General features: G+C 73.8%; 25 protein-coding genes and 1 pseudogene. 13 read left to right on the top strand and 13 right to left on the bottom strand.

The window, feature by feature from the left end; genetic code table 11:
- Positions 1–29 precede the first annotated feature (29 nt).
- From ACIGNX_RS25710 to ACIGNX_RS25700, 3 genes are all read left to right on the top strand, one after another.
- A complete protein-coding gene (locus ACIGNX_RS25710; RefSeq protein ID WP_396543254.1) occupies positions 30–431 on the top strand; it encodes a hypothetical protein in 402 nt (133 codons plus the stop codon).
- A gap of 168 nt (positions 432–599) precedes the next feature.
- Positions 600–2,027 (top strand): cellulase family glycosylhydrolase, encoded by a 1,428-nt coding sequence (locus tag ACIGNX_RS25705; RefSeq protein ID WP_396543253.1) that lies wholly within the window; start codon positions 600–602, stop codon positions 2,025–2,027.
- 117 nt (positions 2,028–2,144) lie between these two features.
- On the top strand, positions 2,145–3,404 hold the full coding sequence (locus ACIGNX_RS25700) for a tetratricopeptide repeat protein (protein ID WP_396543252.1): 1,260 nt from the start codon (positions 2,145–2,147) through the stop codon (positions 3,402–3,404).
- 85 nt (positions 3,405–3,489) lie between these two features.
- On the opposite strand, the gene ACIGNX_RS25695 is transcribed toward ACIGNX_RS25700, so the two are convergent.
- Genes ACIGNX_RS25695 through ACIGNX_RS25685 form a run of 3 tightly spaced genes read right to left on the bottom strand, consistent with a single transcriptional unit; the run spans position 3,490 to position 6,494 of the window.
- Positions 3,490–4,968 carry a glutamate--cysteine ligase gene (locus tag ACIGNX_RS25695; protein ID WP_396543251.1) on the bottom strand — a complete coding sequence of 493 codons (1,479 nt, stop codon included), beginning with the start codon at positions 4,966–4,968 and terminating at the stop codon, positions 3,490–3,492.
- Positions 4,969–4,992: 24 nt separating this feature from the next.
- The gene (locus ACIGNX_RS25690) at positions 4,993–5,652 is read right to left on the bottom strand and encodes a 4'-phosphopantetheinyl transferase (RefSeq protein WP_396543250.1); all 660 of its coding nucleotides are present in this window, start codon (positions 5,650–5,652) and stop codon (positions 4,993–4,995) included.
- Positions 5,649–6,494 carry a metallophosphoesterase family protein gene (locus ACIGNX_RS25685; protein ID WP_396543249.1) on the bottom strand — a complete coding sequence of 282 codons (846 nt, stop codon included), beginning with the start codon at positions 6,492–6,494 and terminating at the stop codon, positions 5,649–5,651. Before ACIGNX_RS25685 ends, ACIGNX_RS25690 begins: the two co-directional genes overlap by 4 nt.
- A gap of 195 nt (positions 6,495–6,689) precedes the next feature.
- Between ACIGNX_RS25685 and ACIGNX_RS25680 the strand changes: the two genes are divergently transcribed.
- A complete protein-coding gene (locus ACIGNX_RS25680) occupies positions 6,690–7,265 on the top strand; it encodes a transposase (protein WP_396543248.1) in 576 nt (191 codons plus the stop codon).
- Positions 7,266–7,341: 76 nt separating this feature from the next.
- Positions 7,342–7,611: a hypothetical protein gene (locus ACIGNX_RS25675; RefSeq protein ID WP_396543247.1), complete on the top strand. Its 270-nt coding sequence runs from the start codon at positions 7,342–7,344 to the stop codon at positions 7,609–7,611.
- A gap of 12 nt (positions 7,612–7,623) precedes the next feature.
- Here ACIGNX_RS25675 and ACIGNX_RS25670 read toward each other — a convergent pair whose 3' ends face one another.
- From ACIGNX_RS25670 to ACIGNX_RS25640, 7 genes are all read right to left on the bottom strand, one after another.
- A complete protein-coding gene (locus ACIGNX_RS25670) occupies positions 7,624–8,796 on the bottom strand; it encodes a histidine kinase (RefSeq protein WP_396543246.1) in 1,173 nt (390 codons plus the stop codon).
- Entirely contained in the window at positions 8,793–10,514 is a 1,722-nt protein-coding gene (locus ACIGNX_RS25665; RefSeq protein WP_396543245.1) for a cation acetate symporter, read from the bottom strand. The genes ACIGNX_RS25670 and ACIGNX_RS25665 overlap by 4 nt, the downstream gene beginning before the upstream one ends.
- A complete protein-coding gene (locus tag ACIGNX_RS25660; protein WP_396543244.1) occupies positions 10,511–10,897 on the bottom strand; it encodes a DUF485 domain-containing protein in 387 nt (128 codons plus the stop codon). The genes ACIGNX_RS25665 and ACIGNX_RS25660 overlap by 4 nt, the downstream gene beginning before the upstream one ends.
- A complete protein-coding gene (locus ACIGNX_RS25655; protein WP_396543243.1) occupies positions 10,894–11,733 on the bottom strand; it encodes a LytR/AlgR family response regulator transcription factor in 840 nt (279 codons plus the stop codon). The genes ACIGNX_RS25660 and ACIGNX_RS25655 overlap by 4 nt, the downstream gene beginning before the upstream one ends.
- A 37-nt stretch (positions 11,734–11,770) precedes the next feature.
- Positions 11,771–12,079 carry a hypothetical protein gene (locus tag ACIGNX_RS25650; RefSeq protein ID WP_396543242.1) on the bottom strand — a complete coding sequence of 103 codons (309 nt, stop codon included), beginning with the start codon at positions 12,077–12,079 and terminating at the stop codon, positions 11,771–11,773.
- A gap of 265 nt (positions 12,080–12,344) precedes the next feature.
- Positions 12,345–15,293: a BTAD domain-containing putative transcriptional regulator gene (locus tag ACIGNX_RS25645; protein WP_396543241.1), complete on the bottom strand. Its 2,949-nt coding sequence runs from the start codon at positions 15,291–15,293 to the stop codon at positions 12,345–12,347.
- 79 nt (positions 15,294–15,372) lie between these two features.
- A complete protein-coding gene (locus ACIGNX_RS25640) occupies positions 15,373–17,856 on the bottom strand; it encodes a DEAD/DEAH box helicase (RefSeq protein ID WP_396543240.1) in 2,484 nt (827 codons plus the stop codon).
- A 137-nt stretch (positions 17,857–17,993) separates the two neighbouring features.
- Between ACIGNX_RS25640 and ACIGNX_RS25635 the strand changes: the two genes are divergently transcribed.
- The 4 genes and pseudogenes from ACIGNX_RS25635 (at position 17,994) to ACIGNX_RS25620 (ending at position 20,412) form a co-directional block, all read left to right on the top strand.
- A complete protein-coding gene (locus ACIGNX_RS25635) occupies positions 17,994–18,683 on the top strand; it encodes an energy-coupling factor ABC transporter permease (protein ID WP_396543239.1) in 690 nt (229 codons plus the stop codon).
- A complete protein-coding gene (locus tag ACIGNX_RS25630; RefSeq protein WP_396543238.1) occupies positions 18,680–18,979 on the top strand; it encodes a PDGLE domain-containing protein in 300 nt (99 codons plus the stop codon). The genes ACIGNX_RS25635 and ACIGNX_RS25630 overlap by 4 nt, the downstream gene beginning before the upstream one ends.
- Positions 18,934–19,566: pseudogene (locus ACIGNX_RS25625) on the top strand (energy-coupling factor transporter transmembrane component T family protein); the annotation flags it as partial. The gene ACIGNX_RS25630 and the pseudogene ACIGNX_RS25625, both read left to right, overlap by 46 nt.
- A 63-nt stretch (positions 19,567–19,629) precedes the next feature.
- Complete coding sequence (locus ACIGNX_RS25620) at positions 19,630–20,412, top strand: energy-coupling factor ABC transporter ATP-binding protein (RefSeq protein WP_396543418.1); 783 nt, start codon at positions 19,630–19,632, stop codon at positions 20,410–20,412.
- A gap of 25 nt (positions 20,413–20,437) precedes the next feature.
- On the opposite strand, the gene ACIGNX_RS25615 is transcribed toward ACIGNX_RS25620, so the two are convergent.
- The 3 genes from ACIGNX_RS25615 to ACIGNX_RS25605 form a co-directional block, all read right to left on the bottom strand.
- Positions 20,438–21,562 carry a lytic polysaccharide monooxygenase gene (locus ACIGNX_RS25615; RefSeq protein WP_396543237.1) on the bottom strand — a complete coding sequence of 375 codons (1,125 nt, stop codon included), beginning with the start codon at positions 21,560–21,562 and terminating at the stop codon, positions 20,438–20,440.
- A 266-nt stretch (positions 21,563–21,828) separates the two neighbouring features.
- Positions 21,829–22,248 carry an SRPBCC family protein gene (locus ACIGNX_RS25610; RefSeq protein WP_396543236.1) on the bottom strand — a complete coding sequence of 140 codons (420 nt, stop codon included), beginning with the start codon at positions 22,246–22,248 and terminating at the stop codon, positions 21,829–21,831.
- A 30-nt stretch (positions 22,249–22,278) separates the two neighbouring features.
- Complete coding sequence (locus ACIGNX_RS25605; RefSeq protein WP_396543235.1) at positions 22,279–22,854, bottom strand: uridine kinase; 576 nt, start codon at positions 22,852–22,854, stop codon at positions 22,279–22,281.
- A gap of 220 nt (positions 22,855–23,074) precedes the next feature.
- On the opposite strand from ACIGNX_RS25605, the gene ACIGNX_RS25600 reads away from it, so the two are divergent.
- Genes ACIGNX_RS25600 through ACIGNX_RS25585 form a run of 4 tightly spaced genes read left to right on the top strand, consistent with a single transcriptional unit; the run spans position 23,075 to position 25,680 of the window.
- Positions 23,075–23,536, top strand: a complete 462-nt coding sequence (locus ACIGNX_RS25600) for a hypothetical protein (RefSeq protein ID WP_396543234.1) — start codon at positions 23,075–23,077, stop codon at positions 23,534–23,536.
- Positions 23,533–24,786 carry a PPE domain-containing protein gene (locus ACIGNX_RS25595; RefSeq protein ID WP_396543233.1) on the top strand — a complete coding sequence of 418 codons (1,254 nt, stop codon included), beginning with the start codon at positions 23,533–23,535 and terminating at the stop codon, positions 24,784–24,786. The genes ACIGNX_RS25600 and ACIGNX_RS25595 overlap by 4 nt, the downstream gene beginning before the upstream one ends.
- Positions 24,783–25,049: a hypothetical protein gene (locus ACIGNX_RS25590; RefSeq protein ID WP_396543232.1), complete on the top strand. Its 267-nt coding sequence runs from the start codon at positions 24,783–24,785 to the stop codon at positions 25,047–25,049. Before ACIGNX_RS25595 ends, ACIGNX_RS25590 begins: the two co-directional genes overlap by 4 nt.
- Complete coding sequence (locus tag ACIGNX_RS25585) at positions 25,042–25,680, top strand: hypothetical protein (RefSeq protein ID WP_396543231.1); 639 nt, start codon at positions 25,042–25,044, stop codon at positions 25,678–25,680. Before ACIGNX_RS25590 ends, ACIGNX_RS25585 begins: the two co-directional genes overlap by 8 nt.
- The last annotated feature ends 2 nt before the right edge of the window (positions 25,681–25,682 follow it).

Below are 25,682 nucleotides of genomic sequence, written 5' to 3'. Positions count from 1 at the left end.
GCCTGACCCGACCAGAGGGAAGGCGCTGCGTGTCCACACGGCCTGTCGCGATCGCCGGCTACGAGTCCATGGTCGTCCAGGTGCGCGCCGGCCTGGGCGAGCGCCGGTTGGTGGCGGCCGTCCGGGCGCTGTTCGTGCGGCACGAGGTGCTGCGCGCGGAGGGCCACACGGCCGAGTCGTGCGTGCGCCGGGTGGCGCTGCCGCCGTGCCTGCTGTCGCTGGCGGCGGTCGACGACGTGCCGGGTGACGTGCCGCTGCGGGTGGTGTGGCTGGACAGCGGCGCGTCCGGTCGGATCGTGCTGTCCGTGCGCTGCGACGTGCTGGACCGGCTGCCGTGGCACGTGCTGCTGCCCGGCCTGGTGTCGGCGTGGAGCGCGAGCACCCACCTGCGCCCCCGCCTCGGCCACGTCCCCGCGGCCTCCGGCCTCTGACGCGCCGCTCCCGCTGTCGCCGACCGTCCCGCGCGGCTCTCGCGCGCCGTCCACCGTTGACACCGCACGTGCCGGGGTGCTGTGATCCCACGCAACAGATAGGAAACTTTCCTAACTGAACCGCCGCCACCGAGTCCCACTCCACCCCTGAACCGTGGGAGGCACCCCGTGGCACCCCGATGGCCCGTACCCACCCTGCTGGGGCCGCTCGTCGCGGCCGTCCTGTCCGTGCCGACGGCCGCCGCCGACGTCGGCGCCGCGGCGATCACCGAGCACCAGGCCGAAGCCGCCACGATCTCCGGCGGCCTGGTCGAGTCCAACCACGCGGGCTACACCGGCAGCGGCTTCGTCAACTACGACAACGCGACCGGCGGGTACGTCGAGTTCACCGTCACCGCCGCGACCGCCGGCCCCGCGACCCTGTCCTTCCGCTACGCCAACGGCACCACCGCCAACCGCCCGGTCACCGTCACGGTCGACGGCGCGGCCGGCGTCGGCGTGGCGTTCCCCGGCACCGGCGCGTGGTCGACGTGGGGCACGGGCACGGCGACCGTGTCCCTGGCCGCCGGCGCGAACCGCGTGCGCGCCACCGCGACCACGGCCGTGGGCGGCCCGAACCTCGACCGGCTCACCGTCGAGACGGGCGCGGTCACCGCCGGCCGGCCGGCGGACGTCAACGGGCAGTTGCGCGTGTGCGGGCTGAAGCTGTGCAACCGGTACGGCAAGCCCGTCCAGTTGCGCGGCATGAGCACGCACGGCATCCAGTGGTACGCCCAGTGCGTCAAGTCCGCGTCGCTGGACGCGCTGGCCGGCGACTGGGGCGCGGACGTCCTGCGCATCTCGATGTACGTGCAGGAGGACGGCTACGAGACCAACCCGCGCAAGTTCACCGACCTGGTGCACGGCTACATCGAGGAGGCGACCCGGCGCGGCCTGTACGCGCTGGTCGACTGGCACCAGCTCGACCCGGGCGACCCGAACGCGAACATCGCCCTGGCCCGCACGTTCTTCACCGAGATCGCGCAGCGGCACCGCGACAAGACCAACATCATCTACGACATCGCCAACGAGCCGAACAACGTCTCGTGGGCGGGGATCAAGTCCTACGCCGAGCAGATGATCCCGGTGATCCGGGCCCAGGACCCCGACGGCGTGGTGTTCGTCGGCACGCACGGCTGGGGTTCGCTGGGCGTGTCCGACGGGCGCAGCGAGCAGGACATCGTCAACAACCCGATCAACGCCACGAACTTCATGTACACGTTCCACTTCTACGCGGCCTCGCACCAGGACGAGTACTTCGCCGCGCTGCAGCGGGCGGCGGCGCGGCTCCCGCTCTTCGTGACGGAGTTCGGCACCCAGACCTACACCGGTGACGGCGCGAACGACTTCGCCTACAGCCAGAAGTACCTGGACTTCCTGGCCGCCAACAAGATCGGCTGGACGAACTGGAACTTCTCCGACGACTTCCGCTCGGGCGCGGTGTTCAAGGAGGGCACCTGCGCGGGTTCCGCGTTCACCGGCACGGGCGTGCTCAAGCCCGCCGGCGTCTGGATCCGCGACCGCATGCGGACCCCGGACGACTTCCCGACGAGCTGATCCCCGGCGGCGCGGGGGCGTGGCGGTCGCCGCGCCCCCGCTTGCCCCGGTTGCAGGCGTGCGCCCGACCTCGGTGGTGCGGGAGCATCGAGCCGACACCGACGTCGAGGGGGACGTGTGGGCGACACAGCGGCCATGGTGGGGTTCGGGGTGGCGGCGGCGCGCGGTGGGGACGCCGCGGCGGCCGAGGTGTGGTACCGCGCCGCCGCCGAGAGCGGTGACGTCGACGGCATGAACCTGTTGGCGCTGCTGCACGAGGAGCGCGGCGAGCAGGTCGAGGCCTCGCGCTGGTACGCCCGCTCGGCGGACCTGGGCGACGTGGCCGGGATGCACGGCATGGCGCGGGCGGCGCGGCTGCGGGACCGGTTGGACGAGGCGCGGCACTGGTACCGGGAGGCCGCCGACCTCGGTGACGCGGAGGCCATGATGGCGCTGGCGGACCTCGCCGTCCCGGCGGGCGCCTCCCATCCCGGTTCCGACGACGAGTGGTACCGCCGTGCCGCCGAGACGGGCCACCCGCGGGCGTTGGCCGTGATCAGCACGCGGCTGCGGGCCAGGGGCGAGGCGGAGGAGGCCGAGCGGTGGCTGCGGCTGGCCGTGGAGGCGACCGGCGAGGCGTTCTTCATGGTCGAGCTGGGCGAGGTGCTGGCGGCTCGCGGCGACCTGGAGGGCGCCGAGGCGTGGCACCGGCGTGCCGCCGAGGGCGGTGACGTGGAGGCGATGGGCCGGCTGGGCGCGGTGCTGGTGGCCGGGGGCGGTCGGGACGAGGCCGAGCGCTGGTACCGCAAGGCGGCCCGCGCCGGGTGTTCGACGGCGGAGCTGGCGCTGCTCCTGCTGCACCGGGGCGCGGTCGAGGAGGCCGAGCACTGGCTGGAGCGGGCGGCCGAGGTGGGCGGCGTCGAGGTGGACCACGCCCTGTGGGCCGCGCTGCCCGTGCTGGACGCCCGGACCCTGAACCGGCGGCACCGCGACGCGACGGGTCGTCCCCGGGCGCAGGTCGTGCTCGGGGTGCTGGCGCGCGAGCGCGGTGACGTGGACGTGGCGGAGCGCTGCTTCCGGCTGGCGGCGGGCGCCGGGGACGCGCGGGGGATGTACGAGCTGGGCATGCTGCTGACCCGGTGGGGGAGCGCCGAGGGACGTGCCGCGGCTCGTCGGCCGGGGCGTCGGGCGGAGCCGGAGGACGACCGGGCGGAGACGTGGTTCACCCGCGCGGCCGAGGCGGGTCACGCGGACGCGATGTTCAGCCTGTCGGCGCTGCACCAGGGCCGGCGGGAGGGCGAGGTGTGGTGGGAGCGGGCGGTGCGGGCCCGTGAGGCGGACGCGATGAGGGCGCTGCGGGCCCGGGAACTGCTGGCCGGCCCGCGGACCTCGGCCTGACCCGACGGCCCGAACGCTGCGCAGGGGTCCTCGCCCAGGGGACCCCTGTTCTCATCCTGCCGGCGGGGTACGACAAAAACGGGGATCAGGACACCGGCCAGGTGTGCACCGGCTCGTTGCTGTGCATCAGGTCCCGGTACGTGCGCAGCATCCGCCGCAGCGCCTCCGGCCGGTCCAGGGCGGTGTGGTCGTAGTGGCGGTGGAAGGCGCGCGCTTGCCAGGTCGCGCCGTTGACGCCCGTCAGGCAGCGCTGCTCGATCACGCCCAGCAGCCGGTCCCGCTCGGCCGCGTCCACCTTCATCCTCACCAGGCCCTCGTGGGCCATCGGCAGCAGGCGGCGCAGCACCAGCTCCGCCACGGGCACCGTGCCCAGGCCCGGCCAGTACACCTGGGCGTCGATCCCCGACCGCGCGCCCGCCGTGAAGTTCTCCTCCGCCGCGCTGAACGACATCTGCGACCACAGCGGCCGCTCCTCCTCCGCCAGCACGCGCACCAGGCCGTAGTAGAACGCCCCGTTGGCCAGCATGTCGACCACCGTCGGCCCGGCCGGCAGGGTGCGGTTCTCCACCCGCAGGTGCGGCTGGTCGCGCACGACGTCGTACACCGGCCGGTTCCAGCGGTAGATCGTGCCGTTGTGCAGCCTCAGCTCGGCCAACGACGGCGTGTCCCCGCGCTCCAGCACCTGCAACGGGTCCTCCTCGTCGCAGATCGGCAGCAGCGCCGGGAAGTAGCGCACGTTCTCCTCGAACAGGTCGAAGATCGACGTGATCCACCGCTCGCCGAACCACACCCGCGGCCGGACGCCCTGCTCCTTCAGCTCGTCGCTGCGCGTGTCCGTGGCCTGCTGGAACAGCGCGATCCGCGTCTCCCGCCACAGCTCCTTGCCCAGCAGGAACGGCGAGTTGGCCCCGATCGCGACCTGCACGCCCGCGATGGCCTGCGCCGCGTTCCAGTAGGCGGCGAAGTCCTCCGGCGACACCTGGAGGTGGAACTGCGTGCTCGTGCACGCCGCCTCCGGCACGATCGAGTCCGCGGTGAGCTGCAACCGCTCCACCCCGCTGATCGCGATCTGCAGGTCCTCGCCGCGCGCGGCCAGCACCTGCTCGTTGAGCAGCGTGTACCGGGGGTTGCCCGACAGCGCGTCCACGGCCAGGTGCTTGGGCTGCAACGTCGGCAGGATACCGATCATCACCATGTGCGCGTCCACGCCCCGCGCCTTGTGCTCGGCCTCGTTCAGCGACGCCCGCACGACGTCCTCGAACTCGGTGATCCCGCCGCCGGTCAGCAGCCTCGGCGCGACGTTGATCTCCAGGTTCCACTGGCCCAGCTCGGTGACGAAGTCCGGGTCGGCGATGGCCTCCAGCGCCTCGGCGTTGCGCATCGCCGGGTCGCCCGCGTCGTCCACGAGGTTCAGCTCGATCTCCAGGCCGGTGGTCGGCCGGTCGAACTCGAACCGGGACTCGCCCAGCATCCGCGCGAACACGTCGAGGCACCGGCGCACCTTCGTGCGGTACCGCGTCCGGTCATCGCGCGTGAACTCCTGCCGCCCGACCTCGTCGCCCATACCGCCGCCTTCCGAACCCCTTGATCAGCGCGCGGGTACCGCGATCGCGGTCACCACAAACCCCTCCCTGGCCAGCCAGCGGCCGGTGAACCCGTCCAGCACGACGCCGTCCACCACGGGCGGCTCGATCAAGATCCGCGCGGTGAAGGTGCCGTCGTCCGGGTCGAGGGTCACCTCCGCATCCTCGAACCCCAGCCACGTCCGCGCCAGCGGGAACCACGCCTTGTAGACCGACTCCTTCGCGCTGAACAGCAGCCGGTCCCACGCGACCTTGTCGCCCGACGCCCGCAAGTCACCCATCCGGGCCAACTCGCCGGGCACCGCGATGGCCTCCAGCACCCCGTCGGGGGTCGGCTCGTTCGGCTCGGCGTCGATCCCGATCGTCCACACCTCGGACGACCGGCCGACGGCCGCCGCGCGGTAGCCCTTGCAGTGCGTGATGCTGCCGACGACCCCCTCGGGCCACGTCGGCTCGCGCTTCGGACCGGGCAGCAGCGGCACGGGCGGGAAGCCCAGCGCGGCCAGCGCCGTGCGCGCGCAGTGCCGGCCGGTGGTGAACTCCCGACGCCGCTTGTCCACCGCGCGGGCGATGTGTTCCTCCTCCTCGGGGAACAACACCACCCCGTCGGGGTCGTCGAACGCGTCGAACGCCGACACCGGCGGCCCGACCAGGTCGGCGATCACCGGGCGTCCCCCTCGCGCAGCACGTCCAGCAGCGGGGCGGCGGTCCAGCCGCGCGGCTGCCACTCGCGCGGGTAGCCCAGGGACACCTCGTCGAAGCGGACGCCGTCCTTGCGGATCGTGCGCGGGATGTGCAGGTGGCCGTAGACCACCACCGCCGCGCGGAACCGGACGTGCCAGTCCGCCGTGCGCTCGCTGCCGCACCACAACGCGAATTCGGGGTACCGCAGCACGAACGTGGGGTCCCGCACGAGCGGCCAGTGGTTGATCAGCACGGTGCGCAACGAGGCGTCCACCGCGCGCAACCGGCGCTCGCTCTCCTCGATCCGCGCCGCGCACCACGCCTCCCGGCTCGGGTACGGGTCGGGGTGCAGGAAGTACTCGTCGGTGCAGATGACCCCGGCGTCCTGCGCCACGGCCAGCGCGGAGGCCTTGTCCGTCGTGCCCGCCGGCCGGAACGTGTAGTCGTAGAGCGTGAACAGCGGCGCGACCGCCACCGGCCCGCCCGCGCCCTCGAACACCGCGTACTCGTCCTCGGGCGTGAGCACGTCGATGCTGCGGCACAGCTCCACGAGCTGCTTGTAGCGCACCTCGCCGCGCGACTGGGCCGGGTCGTCCTTCGTGGTCCACAGCTCGTGGTTGCCCGGCGACCACACCACCTTGGCGAACCGGCCGCGCAGCACGCCCAGGGCCCACTCCACGTCGTCGAACTTCTCCGCCACGTCGCCGGCCACGATGAGCCAGTCGTCGGGGGAGTGCGGCCGGATCGCGTCGACGAACTGGCGGTTCTGCTGGTACGTCACGTGGAGGTCGCTGGTGGCGAGGAGGCGCGGCGCGGTGCTCACACCTTCGAGGGTATCCGGGCACGGTCGGTGTCGGGGAGTGACCGCTCATCCGCTCGTCGCTCCAGTGTGGCCGTTCGGCGGGGTGGCGGTGGCCGCGTGACGCTGGACCACTCCCGTTCGTCGCGCGTTCCCTTACCAGGGGGCGCCGGTGTTCCTAGCGTGATGGGCATCACGACGTCCTGGGCGGAGGACCCGATGACCAACTACGTACGACCAGCGCAGCCGTTCGGTCGAACGGTGGGCGCGGAGATCGCCCGCCAGGTGCAACAGCACGCACACCCGGCGGTCGCGCCCAGGCGCACCGACGACGCCGCCCTGGCCATGTTGCTGCGCGCCCGCCAGCGCGGCGACGCCCAGCGGCAGGAGCCGTGGGTGCGCCGGGCGCCGGAGGCGCCACCGCGACCGCCGCACGCCGACGTGATCGAGCAGCTGGCCGTCCGGCTGGTGCCGCCGTCGCTGTGGGCCGTGGTGGAACCGCTGCTGCCGCCCGCGAAGGTGCGCCGCCAGGGCGGCGGCCGGGGCCGGGTGTCGGACCGGGCGATCTTCACCGCGATCGTGTTCGTCCTGACCAGCGGGTGCGCGTGGCGGCACCTGCCGCCGACGTTCGGCGTGACCGTGCCGACCGTGCACCGCCGGTTCCAGGAGTGGACCGAGGCCGGGCTGTGGCCGCGGCTGCGGCGGGTGGCGGCGGACGGCGCGGGCAGCGACGCCGAGTGGCTGCGGCTGGTGCTCGAAGCAGCGGAACGACGCGGCGCGCGCGTCGCGGGATGAGGGGAACGGGGAACGGCGCGGGCGTCCCGGACGGGACCGGGCGTCCGCGCCGTTCGTCGCGACGGAGGTGTCACCCATGCCAGAGCTGTCACGGCTGCCGGAGCTGTCCCGGCGCGAGGTCGCGCTGCTGAGGGCGACCGCCGAGGACCGGGTCGACCTGACCGGCAGCGCGGAACCGGACGTCCGGGTGGACGGGCTGCCGTTCTGCGACCCGACGACCGCCCGCGCCCTGGTCCACGCGGGCCTGGTCGAACCGGCCACCCCGGTCGCCCCGGGCCGCCGGGCACCGGCCCGCCTCACCGCCGCCGGTGCCGCCGCCCTGGGCCTCGCGCACCTCGCCGCGTGACCGCCCGCCGGGCTAGGCGTGCACGCCCGCCTGGTACTTCGGCACCCGCACGCTGACCTTCGTGCCCAACCCCTGGGCCGTTTCCACGACCAGGCCGTAGTCGTCGCCGTAGCAGCGGCGCAGCCGCTCGTCGATGTTGCCCAGCCCTATCCCGGCGGTCTCCCCGACCTGGCCGGCCAGGGTGCGGCGCAGCGCCTCCGGGTCCATGCCGATCCCGTCGTCCTCGATGGTGATGTGCGCCTCCTCGCCCGCGTCCGCCGCCAGGATCGAGATGTGCCCGGGCCCGACCTTGCCCTCCATCCCGTGCCGCACGGCGTTCTCCACCAGCGGTTGCAGGCAGAGGAACGGGACGGTCACCGGCAGGACCTCCGGCGCGATCTGCAACGTCACCTGGAGCCGCTCGCCGAACCTCGCCCGTTCCAGCGCGAGGTACTGGTCGATGGACTTCAACTCCTCCGACAGCGTGGTGAAGTCGCCCGCCCGGCGGAACGAGTAGCGGGTGAAGTCGGCGAAGTCCAGCAACAGCGTGCGAGCGCGCTCGGGGTCCGTGCGCACGTAGGAGGCGATGGCGGACAACGAGTTGTAGATGAAGTGCGGCGAGATCTGCGCCCGCAGCGCCCGCACCTCGGCCTCCACCAGCCGCGTCCGCGACCGGTCCAGCTCGGCCAGCTCCAACTGGCCCGACGCCCACCTCGCCACCTCGTTCGTCGCCCGCACCAGGCCCGCCGACGCCTCCCGGCTGTACGCCGCCAGCACGCCGACCACCCTCCCCTCCACGGTCAGCGGCGCGAGCACGGCCGTGTGCACCGGGCAGTCCGGCCCGGAGCACGTGATGTCGAACGCCCGCGTGCGGCCGGTGGCGAAGACGTCCGCGGCCAGGCCCATCGCCTCGGCCGCGTGGTGCTCGCCGTCGCCCTCCCACGCCACGACCTCGGTCTCGTCGGTCAGCGCGAGCGCGGGCGTGCCCAGCAGCGTCCGCAGGTGCTTGGCCGACTTCTTCGCCGCCTCCGGCACCAGCCCGGCGCGCAGCGGGGGAGCGGCCGACCACGCGGTGTGCAGCGTCTCGAACGTGATCCGCTGCTCGTGGGTGAGGAAGTCGTTGCGGGTCCGCGAGGTCCACCACAGGGTGATCACCACGGCCAGGCCGACGAGCAGTATCGCGCCCGCCGTCCACAGCCCGGTCACAACCGGTCCTGACTGCGCAGGCCCAGGTTCTCCGGCGCGTGCAAGCGCACCATGACGTGGTTCACCCCCGGCGGCACCTTGCGCGGGGTCAGCAGCGACACCGCGTACATCACGACGAAGCCCAGCGGCACGGTCCACGCGGCGGGCCGGGCCAGGAACACGTGGTACCACGTGCCGCTGCCGCCGTCGCTGATCGTCACCAGCCCGGCGACCAGGGCGGGCAGGCCGCCCGCGACCATCCCGGCGACCGCGCCCACCGTCGTGATCCGGGTGCTCCAGATGCCCAGCACCAGCAGCGGGCACAGCGACGACGCGGCGACGGCGAACGCCAGGCCCACCATGTCCGCCACCGGCACCTTGCCCACCAGCCACGTCATCCCCAGCGGCACCAGCACCGCCAGCACCGTCGACACCCGGAACCCCCGCACCCCGCGCAACCGCAGCACGTCCCGGCTCAGCACCCCGGCCAGCGACACCATCAGGCCCGAGGACGTCGACAGGAACGCGGCGAACGCCCCGCCCGCCACCAGCGCGCCCAGCAGCTGCCCGCCCAACCCGTCGACCATCCGGCTCGGCAGCACGAGCACCACCGCGTCCGTGTCGCCCGTCATCAGCAGCTCCGGCGTGTAGAGCCGGCCGAGCGCGCCGTAGATCGGCGGCATCAGGTAGAACACGCCCAGCATCCCCAGCACGATCAACGTCGTGCGCCGCGCCGCGCGGCCGTTCGGGTTGGTGTAGAAGCGCACGATCACGTGCGGCAGGCCCATCGTGCCCAGGAACGTGGCGATGATCAGCGAGTACACCGCGTAGAGCGGGAAGCGCTCGCCGCCGCGCATGGGCAGCGCCCACACGTCGTTGGTGTTCGCCGGGATGGACCGCACGTGCGGCACGGCGGCGCCCCCGGGGAAGGTGAGCCGGGTGCCGGCGGCCGCGGTGTGCCGACCGGTGGTCAGCTCGCCGCCGCCGTCGACCCGCTGCCCGTCCACCCGGCCGGCACCGTCGAACGGCGTGGGGCGCGGCACGTCGAACGCGGTGTCGGAGTCGAACGCGACCGTCGTCCGCTCCGGGAACTCGGGGAACGCGGGCCCGGTCAGGTCGCGCGCGCCGTGCGCGTGCCAGGCCAGCACCAGGAACACCACCGGCACCGCGATCGCGGTCAGCTTGAGCCAGTACTGGAACGCCTGCACGAACGTGATGCTGCGCATCCCGCCGGAGATCACGTTCGTGGTGACGACCACCGCGACCACGAGCGCGCCCACCCAGTCCGGCGCGCCCGTCACCGTGTTCAGCGTCAGGCCCGCCCCCTGCAGCTGCGGCAGCAGGTACAGCCACCCGATGCCCAGCGCGAACACGCTGGCCACCGCGCGCACCGCGGGCGAGGCGAACCGCGCCTCGGCGAAGTCCGGCAGCGTGTACGCGCCGCTGCGGCGCAGGGGGGCGGCCACCAGCGTGAGCAGGACCAGGTACCCGGCCGTGTAGCCGACCGGGAACCACAGCATGTCCGGGCCGTGCGCGAAGATCAGCCCGGCGATGCCGACGAACGACGCCGCCGACAGGTACTCGCCGCCGATCGCGGAGGCGTTCCACCACGGTGAGACGGTCCGCGAGGCGACGAAGAAGTCCGACGTCGTGCGCGAGATCCGCAGCCCGTAGGTGCCCACCAGCATCGTGCCGACGGCGACGACCAGCACCGCGACGATGCCGTACCCACTGCTCACGAACGCTCCACCAGCTCGGCGAACTCCCGCTCGTTGCGCTCGGCCTGGCGCACGTAGAACCAGCCGGCCAGCACGAACACCGGGAACACCAGGCCGCCGAGCAGCAGCCACGGCAGCGGCAGGCCCAGCAGCCGTTGCGCGCCGACCTGCGGCGCGAGCGTGAACACCAGGGGCAGCGCCGCCACGCTCCCGCACACGACCGCGCACAGCAGCAGCCCGAGCCGCCGCTGCGTCCGCACCAGCGACCGCATGTAGACCGCGCCCAGCTCGCTCTGCTCGTCGATCTCCCGCGAGGCGGGGTAGGGGCGGGGCGCGCGCGGCGCGCGGGTGCGCGGGCTCGTCACCACGACCCGCTGGGTGGGCGGCCGCTGCGGCGAGGTCACGACGGCTGCCGGTTGCGGCGCACCAGGAGCTGCCGGAGGTGGCGGGCGTGCCGCCGGCTGACCGGCAGCACCGCGCCGCCGATGTTCACGCTGAGGTGGCCGTCCTCCAACCGCAGCTCGTCGATGTGGCCGAGCGAGACGAGGTGGCTGCGGTGGATGCGCACGAACCCGGCCGAGCGCCAGCGCTCCTCCAGCCCGTTGAGCGCGGCGCGGACCAACCCGCTGCCGGTGGCCGTGTGCAGCCGGGCGTAATCACCGTGCGCCTCGACGTACCGGATCTCGGCCAGCCGGATGAACCGGGTGATGCCGCCGAGTTCGACGGGAATGACTTCCTCGCCCACGTCGGGCGTTTTCTCGGCCGGCGCGGCGGCGACCGGTTCCGGGGCCTTGGAATCGAGCACCTCGTGCACGATCCGGTGCACCGACTCGGCCAGGCGTTCGGCCCGCACGGGCTTGAGCAGGTAATCGAGCGCCTTCAGCTCGAATGCCTCCACCGCCGGTTCCTGGTGGGCGGTGACGAAGACGATGCGCGGCGGCTGCGCGAACCGCGACAGCACCCGGGCGAGGTCCAGGCCGTCCAGGCCGGGCATGCGGATGTCGAGGAACACCGCGTCGACGGGCTGGCCGGCGTCCATGGCCCGGTGCAGCGTGCGCAGCGCCTTCGTCGCGTCCGTGACGGCTTCGACGTGGGCGACGCGCGGGTCGGAGCGCAGCAGGTAGACGAGGTCCTCCAACGCGGGGGCCTCGTCGTCCACGGCGAGCACCCTCAGGGTTCGTTCGAGTGCCCCGCGGCGCTCCGGGCCCTCGCAGAGCGGGCAGGGAAGTCCTGAGGTCATGCCAGTTCCAATGCGGTGTGGTCGGCAGCGTCGGCGATTAGACCACCGGACCCCTATCCTCACCCGTCGGGGTGGCCAAGGGCAATGACCGGCGTGCGGCCTCGGCGTCACCCAGCGTCATCTCCAGCTCGAGGAACGCCTCCTCGGCCCGGCGCGCGGCCAGGGAGACCGAGGCCGCCGCCGCGCTGCCGACCAGGCGGCGCGTCGGCTCGTGCAGCCCGCGCACCACGTCCGACCACTCGTTGGCGATCCGCGCCAGCTCCGTGAGGGCGCAGACCAATTCCGCGGGGGTGCGCGGCGGCGACTCCCCGATCCGCGCCAGGTCGACGTGCGGATCGGAATCCATGAAACCCCCCACCGGTAGCGCCGCCGAACCATCGAAACCCGATGCTCCCGTTCACCGACGACCCGGGTCAACGACCCGGAGGAGTGGTCTTGATTGGCTGCCATTCCCGTGTGTCGAACCCCCGCGTCCCGTGTGTCGAACGTTCAGGACCCCCGAGTTCGTCACTCACGTCCTCGATGGGGGTACGCGAACGTTGAATTCGGGGGTCCTGAACGTTCGACTCACGAGGCTTGGGCGTTCGACTCACGAGGTCTGAGCGTTCGACTCACGGGGTCAGGGTGGCGAGGGCGGTGGTGGCGGCGGATTCCCACTCGGCGAAGCCGCTGTGGGCGGACAGGTCGCGGGCGGCCACGGCGTGGTGGACGGCCTCGGGGCGGCGGCCCTCGGCGGTCAGGGCGTGCACGAGGTGGACGTGCGCGCAGGCGACGCCGTAGCGGTACTCGGCGGACGTGGCCAGCTCCAGCGCCCGCAGGTGCGCGGCCACGGAACGGGCCGGCTCGCCCAGGTGCCGCAGCACGAGGCCGAGCGCGTTGTGCACCTCGGACTCGATCCGCGGGCTGCCGCCCAGCTCCTGCACCAGCGCCAACGACCGCTGCGCCGTCCGCAACGCCTCCGCGTGCTCCCCGCCCAGGCACAGCGCCGTCGCCAGGTGCGCCATCCCCTCGGCCCGCGCGTGCCGCGCCCCCGTGCCGTGCCACGCCGCCAACGCGTGCCGCAGCAGCCCCACGGCCCGCTCCTGGTCGGTCGCCGCGTAGCACCGCCCGAGCAGCGACGCGCACGCCGCCTCCAGGTTCGCCCCGTCGGCCGCACGCGCCAGCTCCAGCCCCTCCGCCAGCAACTCCCGCGCCCGCACCGGCTCGCCGCGCATCAACCCGACCGCGCCCAACCCCGCCAGCGCCCCGATCCGCACGTGCGGCCCGGCCCACTCCTCCCCGCTCAACGCCACCAGCCGCTCGAACGCCGCCGACGCCGTCGCCAGCTCACCCAGGTCCAGGTGCACGACCCCGTCCAGCCCGGCGTGCAGCCACGCCGTCGGCCCGGACGGCCGCACCGACCGCAGGTACCGCTGCGCCGACCGCGGGTCGCCCAGGTTGCGGTGCTCGGCCGCCAGCCACACCAGCATCGACGTCTCCGCGTCGTGGTCACCGGCCGCGCGCGCGGCGCCCAGCGCGGCGGCGATGGCCTGCAGGAACTCCACGTGGTGCCCGTGCGAGCCCAGGTACCCGCCCACCGCGTCGATCAGCTGCCACGCCAGCGGCAGCGGGCCGTGCTCCGCGCAGTGCTCGGTCGCCGCCAGCACGCTGGGCCGCTCCGCCTCCAGCCACGCCCGGGCGTCGTCCTGGCTCATCCGCGGCGGCCCGGACCGGCCCAGCTCCGGGTACAGCACGTCGCCCACCTCGACCGACGAGCGCAGGTACCAGTCGAACAGCCGCCGCCGCGCCGCGTCGAGGTCCTCGCCCGCCGCCTCCGCCCGGTCGGCCGCGTAGTCGTGCAGCAGGTCGTGCAGCGCGAACCGGTCACCGCCCGCCCGCTGCACGAGGTGCGCCGACGCCAGGTCCTCCAGCAACCCGTGCGCCACGGCCCGCGGCGCGTCCAGCAGCGCCGCCGCGCCGCACACGCTGAAGTCCGACCCCGGCATCAGGCCCGCCAACCGGAACAGCCGCGCCGCCTCCGGCGTCAACGCCGCGTAGGAGAGGTCGAACGCCCGCCGCACGGCCGCCGTGTCGTCGTTGTCCACCGCGAGCGCCGTCAGCCGGTCGCCGCCGCGCAGCTCCTCCACGTAGGACGCGACGTCCACGTGCGGCGAGCCGACCAGGTTGCCCAGCGCGATCCGCAGCGCCAGCGGCAGGTACCCGCACAGCCGGGCCAGCTCGGCGAGCGCGTCGAACTGCGCCACGGCCGCCTCCGCGCCCAGCGACCGGGCCAGCAGCTTCCACGCCTCGTCGCCCCGCAGCACGTCCAGCCGCACGGTCGTGGCCCGCAGCCGCAGCTCGTTGCGGCTGGTCACCAGCACCGAGCAGCCGGGGTCGCGGGGCAGCAGCGGCAGCACCTGCTCCGCCGACGCGGCGTTGTCCAGCGTGATCAGCACCCGCCTGCCGCGCAACCGGGCCCGGTAGTTGCGCACCAGCTCGTCGGTGCCCACCGGGATGTGGTCGGCCCGCACCCCCATCGCCCGCAGGAACCGCGCCAGCACGGCCGACGTCGGCAGCGGCGGCGACGTGGAGTACCCGCGCAGGTCCACGTAGAGCTGCCCGTCGGGGTACCGCTCGCGCACCGCGTGCCCCACCGAGATCGCGAACGCCGTCTTGCCCACGCCCGGCGGCCCGCACACGACCACCGTCGCCGCACCGCGCGTCAGCAGCCCCGTCACCCGGGTCAGCTCCGCGGCGCGGCCCACGAAGTTGCCCACCGGCGCGGGCAGCTGCGACACCGGGGCCCACGTGCTCGCGGCCGGCCGGTGCAGCGACGGGTCGCCGGTGAGGATCGCGTGGTGCACCGCGCGCAGCGAGTCGCTCGGGTCCACGCCCAGCTCGCGCGCCAGCGCCGTGGACGCCTGCCGGTAGGCGTCCAGCGCGTCGGCCTGCCGGTCCACCCGGTACAGCGCCACCATCAGCTGCGACCAGAACCGCTCCCGCAGCGGGTGCCGCGCGGTCAGCCGGCGCAGGTCCGCGATCACCTCGTCGGACCGGCCCAGCCGCAGCTTCACGTCGACCAGCTCGGAGGTCACCCGCAGCCGCTGCTCGGCGAGGGTCGGCGCGGCCGTCTCGTGCAGCGACTCGGACGGCACGTCGGCCAGCGCCGGCCCGCGCCAGCACCCCAGCGCCCGCTCGTAGGCCTCGGCGGCGGCGGTGAAGTCCTCGGCGGCGGCGAGCCGCGCGCCCTCCTCGGCGGCGGCCTCGAAGCGGTGCAGGTCCAGCGAGCCGGGCGGCAGGTCGATCCGGTAACCGGTGGGCGTGGTGTGGATCAGCGACGGCTCGCCGAGCGTGCGCCGCAACCGCATCACGTACACCGGCAGGGTCTGCGCGGCGCGGTCCGGCGGCGCGTCGCCCCACACCCGGCGGATGAGGTCGCCCGCGGGCACCGAGCGGTTCGCGTCGAGCAGCAGGGTCGCCAGGACGATGCGGTGCTTGGCGGCGGTGACGGGGACCGCGCGGCCGTTCCGGCGTACCACGAGGGGGCCCAGCACGCCGAACTCGTCCTGCGACAGGGTCAACCGCCTCCGTCCTCTCCCGACGTTGACATGCTCTTACCCCGGTCCGCACCGCAGTACCACCGGATGGACCCCGGGACCGCTACAGCCTGCCGACTTCGGTGATCCGCACGGCGGCCGTGCCGATCTCGTCGGACTCGGCGAGGTCCACCTCGGCGGTGAAGCCCCAGTCGTGGTCCTTCGCCGGGTCGTCGAGGACCTGCCGCACCCGCCACAGCCCGGGCTCCTCGGTGATCACGAGCAGCGCCGGGCCGCGCGCGTCCGGGCCCATGCCGATCTCGTCGTGCTCCTCGAAGTACGGCTCCAGCGCGTCCTGCCATTCCTGCGCGGACCAGCCCGCGTCGCCGTCGAGCTGCCCCAGCTCGTAATAGTTGCGCCGCGCGGCCAGTTCGACCCGCCGGAACAGCGCGTTGCGCACCAGCACCCGGAAGGCGCGCGGGTTGCCGGTGACGGCCGACGGGGTGTCGCCCAACGACGTCTCCGCCGCCTCCTCGCCGGGGTTGCGCAGCTTCTCCCACTCGTCCAGCAGGCTGGAGTCGACCTGGCGGACCAGCTCGCCCAGCCACTCCTGCAGGTCGTTCAGCTCCTCGGTCTTGGCGTCCTCGGGCACGGTCTGGCGCAGCGCCTTGTACGCGTCGGCCAGGTACCGCAGCACCAGGCCCTCCGAGCGCGCGAGCTGGTAGTGGGAGACGTACTCGGCGAACGTCATCGCCCGCTCGAACATGTCCCGGACCACCGACTTGGGGGACAGGTGGTGGTCGGCGACCCACGGGTGCCCGCGCCGGTAGGTGGTGAACGCCGCCTCCAGCAGCTCGGCGAGCGGCTTGGGGTGGGTCACCTCCTCCAGCAGCTCCATGCGCTGGTCGTACTCGATGCCCTCGGACTTCATCGCGCCGATGGCCTCGCCGCGCGCCTTGTGCTCCTGCGCGGACAGCACCTGGCGCGGGTCGTCCAGGGTGGACTCCACCACCGACAGCACGTCGAGCGCGTAGCTGGGCGACTCCCGGTCCAGCAGCTCGATCGCGGCCAGCGCGAACGGCGACAGCGGCTGGTTGAGCGCGAAGTTCACCTGCAGGTCGACGGTGAGCCGGATGTCGCCGTTCTGCCGCTCGACCACGCCCGCCGCCAGCAGGCCCCGGTACATCTGGATGGCCCGCAGGATGTGCCTGCGCTGCGCGGGCCGGTCCTCGTGGTTGTCCTCCAGCAGGTGCCGCATCGCGGCGAACGCGTCGCCGGGCCTGCCGATGACGTTGAGCAGCATCGCGTGGCTGACCTGGAAGCTGGACGTGAGCGGCTCGGGCTCGGCGTTCTTGAGCCGCTCGAACGTCTGGTCGCTCCACGACACGAAGCCCTCGGGCGCCTTCTTGCGCACGACCTTGCGCCGCTTCTTCGGGTCGTCACCGGCCTTGGCCAGCGCCTTCTCGTTCTCCACGACGTGGTCGGGCGCCTGCACCACGACCGTGCCGACGGTGTCGTAGCCCGCGCGCCCGGCGCGGCCCGCGATCTGGTGGAACTCGCGCGCCTTGAGGTGGCGGGTGCGCTGGCCGTCGTACTTCGACAGCGCGGTGAACACCACCGTGCGGATGGGCACGTTGATGCCGACGCCGAGGGTGTCCGTGCCGCAGATGACCTTCAGCAGCCCGGCCTGCGCGAGCTGCTCCACCAGCCGCCGGTACTTCGGCAGCATGCCCGCGTGGTGCACGCCGATGCCGTGCCGGACCAGGCGGGACAGCGTCTTGCCGAACCCCGAGGTGAACCGGAACCGGCCGATCATGGCCGCGATGTCGTCCTTCTGGGCGCGGGTGGCCACGTTGACCGACATCAGCGACTGCGCGCGCTCCAGGGCGGAGGCCTGGGTGAAGTGCACGACGTAGATCGGGGCCTCGTTGCCGTGCAGCAGCTCCTCGATCGTCTCGTGCAGCGGGGTGGTGACGTACTGGAAGTTCAGCGGCACCGGCCGTTCGGCGGAGCGCACCACCGCCGTGGAGCGGCCGGTGCGGCGGGTCAGGTCCTTCTCGAAGAACGTGACGTCACCCAGGGTGGCCGACATGAGCAGGAACTGGGCCTGCGGCAGCTCGATCAGCGGCACCTGCCACGCCCAGCCGCGGTCGGGCTCGGAGTAGAAGTGGAACTCGTCCATCACGACCTGGCCGACGTCGGCGCCCGTGCCGTCGCGCAACGCGATGTTGGCCAGGATCTCGGCGGTGCAGCAGATGATGGGCGCGGTCTCGTTCACGCTCGCGTCGCCGGTCATCATGCCGACGTTCTCCGCGCCGAAGGTGTCGATCAGGGCGAAGAACTTCTCCGACACCAGGGCCTTGATCGGCGCGGTGTAGAAGGTCCTCTTCCCCTCGGCCAGCGCGGCGAAGTGCGCGCCGGTGGCGACCAGCGACTTGCCGGAGCCGGTCGGGGTGCTGAGGATGACGTTCGAGCCCGAGACGATCTCGATCAACGCCTCCTGCTGCGCCGGGTACAACGACAGCCCCCGTTCGCGCGCCCACTCGGCGAAGGTGTCGTAGAGGAGGTCGGGGTCGGGGGTGGCCGGCAGGCGGTCGGTGAGAGTCATCGCAGGCCAAGCATAGTGGCAACACGCGCGGTGACCGACGGGCCGAGGAACGCGGCCCGGCTCGCCCGCGAGTGTGATCGGAATCGTTGTTGCACAGCCCTGGCCATTGCGGACGACTTGCAACTAGCGTGGTCCCCGTGTCCGAACCGGTGGCAATGCACATGAGCGACGGCCTGCTGAACGCGCCGACCTCGCTGCTGTTCGTCGCGGTGGCCGTCGCGGGGGTGGGCGTGGCGCTGGTCAAGGCGCGCGGCGACCTCGACGACCGGACCGCGCCGATGGCGGGCCTGGTGGCGGCGTTCGTGTTCGCCGCGCAGATGCTGAACTTCCCCGTGCTGCCCGGCGTGAGCGGGCACCTGCTCGGCGGCGCGCTCGCCGCCATCCTGGTCGGGCCGTGGGTCGGCGCGCTGTGCGTGACGATCGTGCTGGTCGTCCAGTCCCTCTTCTTCGCCGACGGCGGCGTCACCGCGCTGGGCGCGAACGTCACCAACATGGCCCTCATCGGCACGGCCGTCGGCTACCTCACCGCGGTCGCGCTGCGTCGGCTCGCCACCCGCGGCAAGGGCGGCCTGGCCGCGGTGGCGTTCGTGTCCGCCCTGGTCAACACGGTGCTCGCGTCGTTCGGCTTCGTGCTGGAGTACGCCGTCGGCGGGCAGGGCGGTGTCGCGTTCGGCACGGTCGCGGCCGCCGTGCTCGGCGTGCACGTGCTGATCGGCATCGGCGAGGGCCTGATCACCGCGGTCACCGTGACCGCCGTCGCCGCGGTCCGACCGGACCTGGTGCACCTGCTCCGCGGCGTGCCGCAGAAGCTGGAGTTGCGGGCGTGAAGCGCTTCTTCCTGGGGTTCGCGCTGGTCAGCCTGCTGCTGGCCGGGGTGGTGTCCTACTTCGCCGACCCCGACCCCGACGGGCTCGACCACGTCACCGAGCAGCAGGGGATCGCCGAGCACGCGCAGGACCACCCGCTGGCCGGGTGGCCGCTGGCCGACTACGCGGTGGCGGGCGACGACCGGCTCACCGGCCTCGCGGGCGTCGTCGGCGTCGTGCTGACGCTGGCCGTCGCGGGCGGGTTGTTCTGGTGGCTGCGCAAGCGCCCGGCCGGCGCGAAGCCCGACGTGGGGTGAGCGCGGGCCACGGGTTCCTGCACCGGCCGGGCGACTCGCCGGTGCACCGCCTCGCGCCGCAGGTCAAGATCGTCGCCACGGTCCTGGCCGTGCTCTGCGTGGTGGCCACGCCCCGCGAGGCGTTCTGGGCGTTCGGCGGGTACCTGCTCGCGCTCGGGGCGGTCTGGGCGGTGGCCCGCGTCCCGGTGCGGTGGTTCGCCGCGCGGTCGGTGATCGAGCTGCCGTTCGTCGCGCTGGCGCTGCTCCTGCCGTTCGTCGGCGGTGGCGCGCGGGTCGAGGTGCTGGGGCTGCTGGTCTCGCGGGAGGGCGCGCTGGCCGGGTGGAACGTCCTGGCCAAGGGCACGCTCGGCCTGCTCGTGTCGTTGACGCTCGCCGCCACCACCGCCCCGCACGACCTGCTGCTCGGCCTGCAACGGCTGAGGATGCCGTCGGTGCTGGTCACCATCGCGACGCTGATGCTGCGCTACGCCGAGGTGATCGTCGGCGAGGCCGGGCGGATGCGGGTGGCCCGGATCTCCCGCGGCGACGACCCGCGGTTCCTGTGGCAGCTCGGCGCGACCGCGCGCGGCATCGGCAGCCTGTTCATCCGGTCCTACGAACGCGGTGAGAGGGTGCACCTGGCGATGGTGTCGCGCGGCTGGACGGGCCGGATGCCCGACGGGGCGGGCGTCGGCGGTGGTGCGGCGGTGGAGCCGCGCCGCTCCGCGCCCGCGTTGCTGGTGGAGCGGCTGGCGTACGCCTACCCGGACGGCCACCAGGCCCTCTACGGGGTGAACCTGCGCGTCGAGCGCGGCGAGCGGGTGGCCGTGCTCGGCCCGAACGGCGCGGGCAAGACGACGTTCGCGCTGCACCTCAACGGGGTGCTGGGCGGCGGTTCCGGCCGGGTGGAGGTGGCCGGGCTGGCGGTGGAGAAGGCGAACCTGAAGGAGATCCGCCGCCGGGTCGGCCTGGTCTTCCAGGACCCCGACGACCAGCTGTTCCTGCCCACCGCGCGGCAGGACGTGGCGTTCGGCCCGGCGAACTTCGGGCTGCGCGGCGCGGAGCTGGACGAGCGGGTCGACCGCGCCCTGGCCGCCGTCGGCATGACCGGGTTCGCCGACCGGTCGCCGCTGCACCTGTCGGGCGGGCAGCGCCGCCGCGTGGCGCTGGCCACCGTGCTGGCGTGCGACCCGGAGATCCTGGTCCTCGACGAGCCCTCGGCGAACCTGGAACCGGTGGCCCGCCGAGAGCTGGCCGAGGTGTTGCTGCGGTTGGACCGCACCATGCTCATGGTCACCCACGACCTGCCCTACGCCTTGCAGCTGTGCCCGCGCAGCGTGTTGATCGACGGCGGGGTCGTGGTGGCCGACGGACCGACCGAGGAGCTCCTGGCCGATGCCGAGCTGCTCGCCCGGCACCGGCTGGAGCTCCCGTTCGGCTTCCGCCTCGGGTGACGCCCCGGGCGGACCCGTCGACCGGTCAGGGGCTGGTGCAGGTCACCGTGGGCAGCGAGTTGGTGCCGGAGAAGTTGGCCGTGAAGCCGAACGTCACCGACCCCTCGGGCGGCACCGTGCCGTTCCACGCGGCGTTCTTGACGATCACCTGCGAGCCGGAGCCGGACTTGACGCCGCTCCACAGGCTGGTGATCGACTGGTTGCCGCCCCACGTCCACGTCGCCGTCCAGCCGTTGTAGGCGCTGGTGCTGTGGTTCATGAGCTGGACCTCGGCCTGGAAACCGCCCGACCAGGCGCTGGTGACCTTGTAGATCGCCATGCAGCTGCCACCCGGGTTGCTCGGGGTGGTCGGCGTCGTGGTCGACGTCGGGGTGGTCGTGCTGGTGGAGGTCGTCGTGGTGGTCGTCGTGGTCGTGGTGGTGGTCGTCGTCGGGTTGCCGTTGCCGACACCCGTCTCCTGGCCGTTGCCACCGTCGAAGACGACGTCGGAGCAGTTGTAGAAGGTCTCCGCGCTGTCCGAGCGGGTCCACACCGAGTAGATGATGTGGCGACCGGACTTGCCCGACGGCAGGGTCGCGTTCCAGTAGTACTTGCCGTCGACCGTGCCGACCGCGCCGCTGTTCGGCGGGTTGGTGACGCTGTGGAACGGCGTGCTCTCCAGGTCGCTCCACGCCAGCGGGCGGGTCGGGCTCCAGCTGTCCTTGGTGATGTACAGGTGGAACGTGCCGGGGTGCGCGGCCCACTTGTTGTAGGTGAAGCCGAAGTTCGCGCCGGCGGTCAGGTGGGTCACCGGGTAGTCGTTGCGGGCGATGTCGAACCCGGAGAACGTCGGGTTGCCGCCGCTGCACAGCTTGCCGTCGGGGATGAACCCGCTGGTGCGCCCGGCGCCGTCGGACCGCAGCACGCCGAACCAGTTGTAGAGGGCGTTGGTGCCGCCCGCCGCCACCGCGGCGGCGCAGGCCGGGTTCTTCGGCTGGATGTCGCCCTGCGGGCTCAGGCCGTCCTTCCAGCACAGGAACGTCCGGCTGCCCGGCGTCATCATCGCGCCGTGTGCGGACGCCGTGGTGGGGCTGACCACGCTCACGAGCGCGGCGATCAGCAGGCTGGCCGCACCGGCCGTCGCCAGCGCGATCCATCGTCGGGCCGTCACGTCGTTCACCTCCTCGTTGAGGTTCTGGGAACGCTCCCAGGAACTGGCCCTGACTGTAACCGCGAGTACCTCGATCTGTGAATGGGCCGCTACGCAGTGCATCTGCGCGGCGCAGCGGGTGGGGCTCTATGGCCTCATCGGATTACACCCGGAAGTGGGCACGAGGTCTCCGGCGTTCTTCCGGGCGCGCTGCTCCGTCCGGTGGGCACGCGAGAACGGCGGCGACCACCGGTCGCCGCCGCTCGGACCCGCCGGGCCGGGAAGACCTAGGAAGCGCTCTGCGTGGCCAGCGCCGCCAGCCGGTTCAACGCCTGGGTCAGGTACTCGTCGGTGATCTCGTGCGCTTCGCCGCCCTCGGCCGCCTGGTGCTCGCCGCCGACCTCCAGGTGCAGCACCACGCGGCTGCGGCCCGGGCCGTCGTCGTCCACCTGGAGCCACCCCGAGTAGCCGCCGCCCTCCAGGTCGCCCCACTCCAGCCGGCGCTGGTCGGCGTCCGCGGCCAGGTAGCCCTCGGCCTCGTCGATCTCGTCCCCCATCGACACCCGCCCGGTCACCCGCTCCGGACCGCTCGGCTCGACCTGGAGCCCGTCGGGCAGCCACGCCTCCATCGCGGACACGTCCCGAGCCAGGTCGAACACCACCCGCGCGTCGACCGGGATCGTCTGCTCCTGCTCGTACTCAGCCATGCCGGCAGCAGTACCCCCGGCACGTCCGGGCTACACCGTCGCGGGTGCCATCCCCCCGATCGTGGCCAGGCGCACCCGGTCCGGGCGGGTCGGGCGCATGCCCGCGTCCACGCAGCGGCGCACCACGCCGGCGTGCTCCCGCATCAGCCGCAGCCCGCGCCGGGCCAGCAGCGGCACCGGCTTGCGCGCCTCGGCCACGTCCCGGGCGAACCGGCGGACGAACGTCACCGCGGCGCTGGGCGCGAGCACGATCGCGTCGGCCAGCACGCCCGCCTCGCGGCAACCCGCCACCAGCCGGTCGGCGAACAGGCCCTCGGCGACGAACAGGCCGGGCGCGGTCACCGTGCGGCAGCCGACCCGCCGGTCCTCGCCGAGCGCGTAGACCGGCGCCTCGACCGTGCCGGTGGTGGCCAGCTCGACCACCGCGGCCAGCGCGTCGGCGGTGTTCCACGAGCCCTCGGCGTCCCAGTCGGGCAGGCCCGCGTCGTCGCGGGGCAGCAGCGGGTCGTCGCCCTCGCGGTAGAAGTCGTCCAGCCGCAGCACGGGCAGGCCGAGGTGGGCGGCGAGGGTGGACTTGCCCGAACCGGAGGGGCCGGCGAGCAACACGGCGCGCGCGTGAACGGCGGGTGACGGCACGGGTGGCAATCCTCCCACACCGGTCGCCCTCCACCGAACACCCGCGCCCGCGACTCCCGCCTCACCCGCCCGGCCGAGCGCCGCGGCCACGACTGGCCGGGCGCGGTGGCTTGTCCGATCGTGCACCCGCGCTGCTCCCGCTGTGCACCCGGTCTGGCCACCCGCGCGCGGGCACACCACGATGTGCTCCATGGTCGTCAGGGTGCGCGGCGTCGAGGACGCCAGGCGGATGCGCGAAGAGCTGCGCCACGAGCAGCGCGGGTCGGACGCGGTCGCGGTGCCGGAGGTGTCCCGGCCGACCGGGGCTGGCGCGGCCGGCGTCGTCGCCGAGGGCGGTGACCGCATCGAGCTGGACCTCGCGTCCTTCGGCACGGCGGTGTCCGACCTCGACCGGCTGCACGGCGTGCTGACCGACCTGCTGGCGCGCGCCGACCGGGAGATGGACCAGCCGCTCGGCGACGGCAAGGGCCCGGTGGCGCTGAACATGCGCCGGGCGTTCGGCCTGCGCGGCGGGGACGTCGGCGGCGGCGTGCGGGCGGCGCTGCGGTCCTACCTGGAGGAGCTGACGGCGCTGCGCGAGGCGCTGCGCGAGGTGGGCGCGACCCACCAGGCCGAGGACGAGCAGGTGGCGCGGACCATGGGGCGGCTGTGAACGAGCGCAAGGACGGGTACTTCTCCGACTTCCACGACCCGTCGCGGGCGAGCAGGCGGCGCGCCGGGAAGCGGGTGCGGCAGCGCGAGGCCAACCGGAAGCCCGAGAACTTCGGCAAGATCAACTGGCGGGCGTACACCCACCGGCAGCTGTGGGACATGGTGAAGTCCGCCGACGCCGCCCAGATGGCCACCCGCACGTACGAGTGGCAGCGCCTGGCCGCCGACATCGACCAGGCGACCTCGGACGTGCAGAAGATCGTGCAGAACCTGGTGCTGTCGTGGCGCGGCCCGTCGGCGGCCGCGGCGGCGACCTCGGCGTCGGAGCTGACCAGGTGGGCCGCCCGGTCCTCGCAGGACGCGTACGAGGTCGGCACCGGCATGGACGCCTACACCTCGGCCGTGTCGGAGGCGGCGCGGGCCATCCCCGAGCCGGTGCACCCCGACGCCGAGCGGTGGTTCCGCGCCGGTTACGACGTGACCGCGCTCGACGGGCCGCAGGGCGCGTACATGCTCAACCAGCTCCTGGACGACCACCTGCCGGACAAGCGGGAGCAGCAGGAGGCCATGGACCGGGCCGTCCGGGTCATGGAGCAGTACGAGGCGGCGGCGCAGGGCATCGACCGCGCGCTGCCGGTGTTCGACGAGGCGCCCGCCACGACGCAGGTGACACCCGACCACCGCCCCGCGCCCGCGCCGCCGTCGTGGGTCGAGCCGCCGCGCGAGCCCGGTCCGCCGGTCCCCACCCCGACCGACCCCGCGGGCACGGCCGACCCGGTGCCGGACGACCCCGGCGCACGACCGGAGGGCACGACGTCCGTCGCGGCGGCCGGTGGGCCGGCGGTGGCGGGCGGCGGCTACGGGAGCCCCGGTGGCTACGGCGGTCCCGGCGGTTACGGTTACGGCGGCGGTCCCGGCGGCTTCGGCGGTCCCGGCGGGTTCGGCTCGCAGCACGGCCCGGGCGGCGGCTCGTTCGGCCCCGGCGGCACCGGTGGTCCGGGCGGCGGTGCGGCGGGCGGGTTCGGTCCCGGCGGCGCGTCCGGTGTGCTGGGCGCGGTGCCGGGCGGTGCGGCGGCCCGCGGCGGTGTCGGACCGGTCGGCGGCGCGGGCGGCCCGCAGGGCTTCGGCATGTACCCGCCGACCGCGCCCGCCGGGCGCGAGGAGGACGGCGAGCACCGCAACCGCTACGACAACGGCCTCGACCTGCTCGACGACCTGCCGCCCGCGTTCCCGCCGGTGCTCGGCGAATGAGCGACGGCTACCTGGTCGACCCCGACGAGCTGACCGCGTTCGCGGGCCGGCTGGAGGAGGCGGCCGACGAGGTGCGCGCCGCCGCGGCCGCGGTGGGCGAACCGCCGGGCGACCTCGGTCCCGAGGGCGTGGCGGAGGCGGTCGCGCGGCTCGTCGCCGAGTGGGCCGAGGTGCTGCGCGGGGTGGAGCTGGACGCGATGGCGGACGCGTTGCGCGCGGCGGGTGAGACGTACCGGCAGGCCGACGAGCTGCGCCATGACTGACTACCGGGGCCTGGGTTTCGACCCCGCGCCCGGCCACGCGGGCGCGGTGGCGGCGGCGAGCGAGCGGTTGTCGGTCTCCTTCGCGGTTCCCGGCGCGCCACCGGAGCGGTGGACGGGTGCGGCGGCGGACGGGTTCAGGACGCGGTTGGAGGCGGTGGTGTCGGAGCTGACGGCGGTGCGCCGCGCGATGCGGGCGGCGGCCGAGGTGCTCGACGGCTGGGCCACCACGCTGCTGGGCAACCAGCGGCGGGCCGAGGAGCTGGACCGGCGCGCGACGGGGTTGCGCCGCGCGCTCGCCGAGGCGGCCGACGAGGTGGACCGGACCGGCGCGATGGCCGCGTTCACCGCCGCCGACGGCGAGGCGCACGACCGGGCCGTGGCGCGGCACGACGAGCTGCGCGGGCAGCTGGACGACGTGCTGGACGAGGCCCGGCTGCTGGAGCGCGACCACCGCGCCGAGGCCAGGCGGGTCGCCGAACGGCTGCGCGCCGAGGAGCCCTCGACGGTCGTCGCCGACGCGCTGGCCAACTTCTCGTCGATCACCGCGGAACTGGCGTCCGTGCTGCTCGGCCCACCTCGACCGGCGTCCACCAGGGGCGCGGCGGCGGCGTTCCGGGCGGGCCTGGGGTGAGA

Source organism: Actinosynnema sp. NPDC053489 (genome assembly GCF_044544865.1).
In the GTDB taxonomy this organism is placed as follows: domain Bacteria; phylum Actinomycetota; class Actinomycetes; order Mycobacteriales; family Pseudonocardiaceae; genus Actinosynnema.
This window is presented reverse-complemented; position numbering and strand designations above follow the sequence as displayed.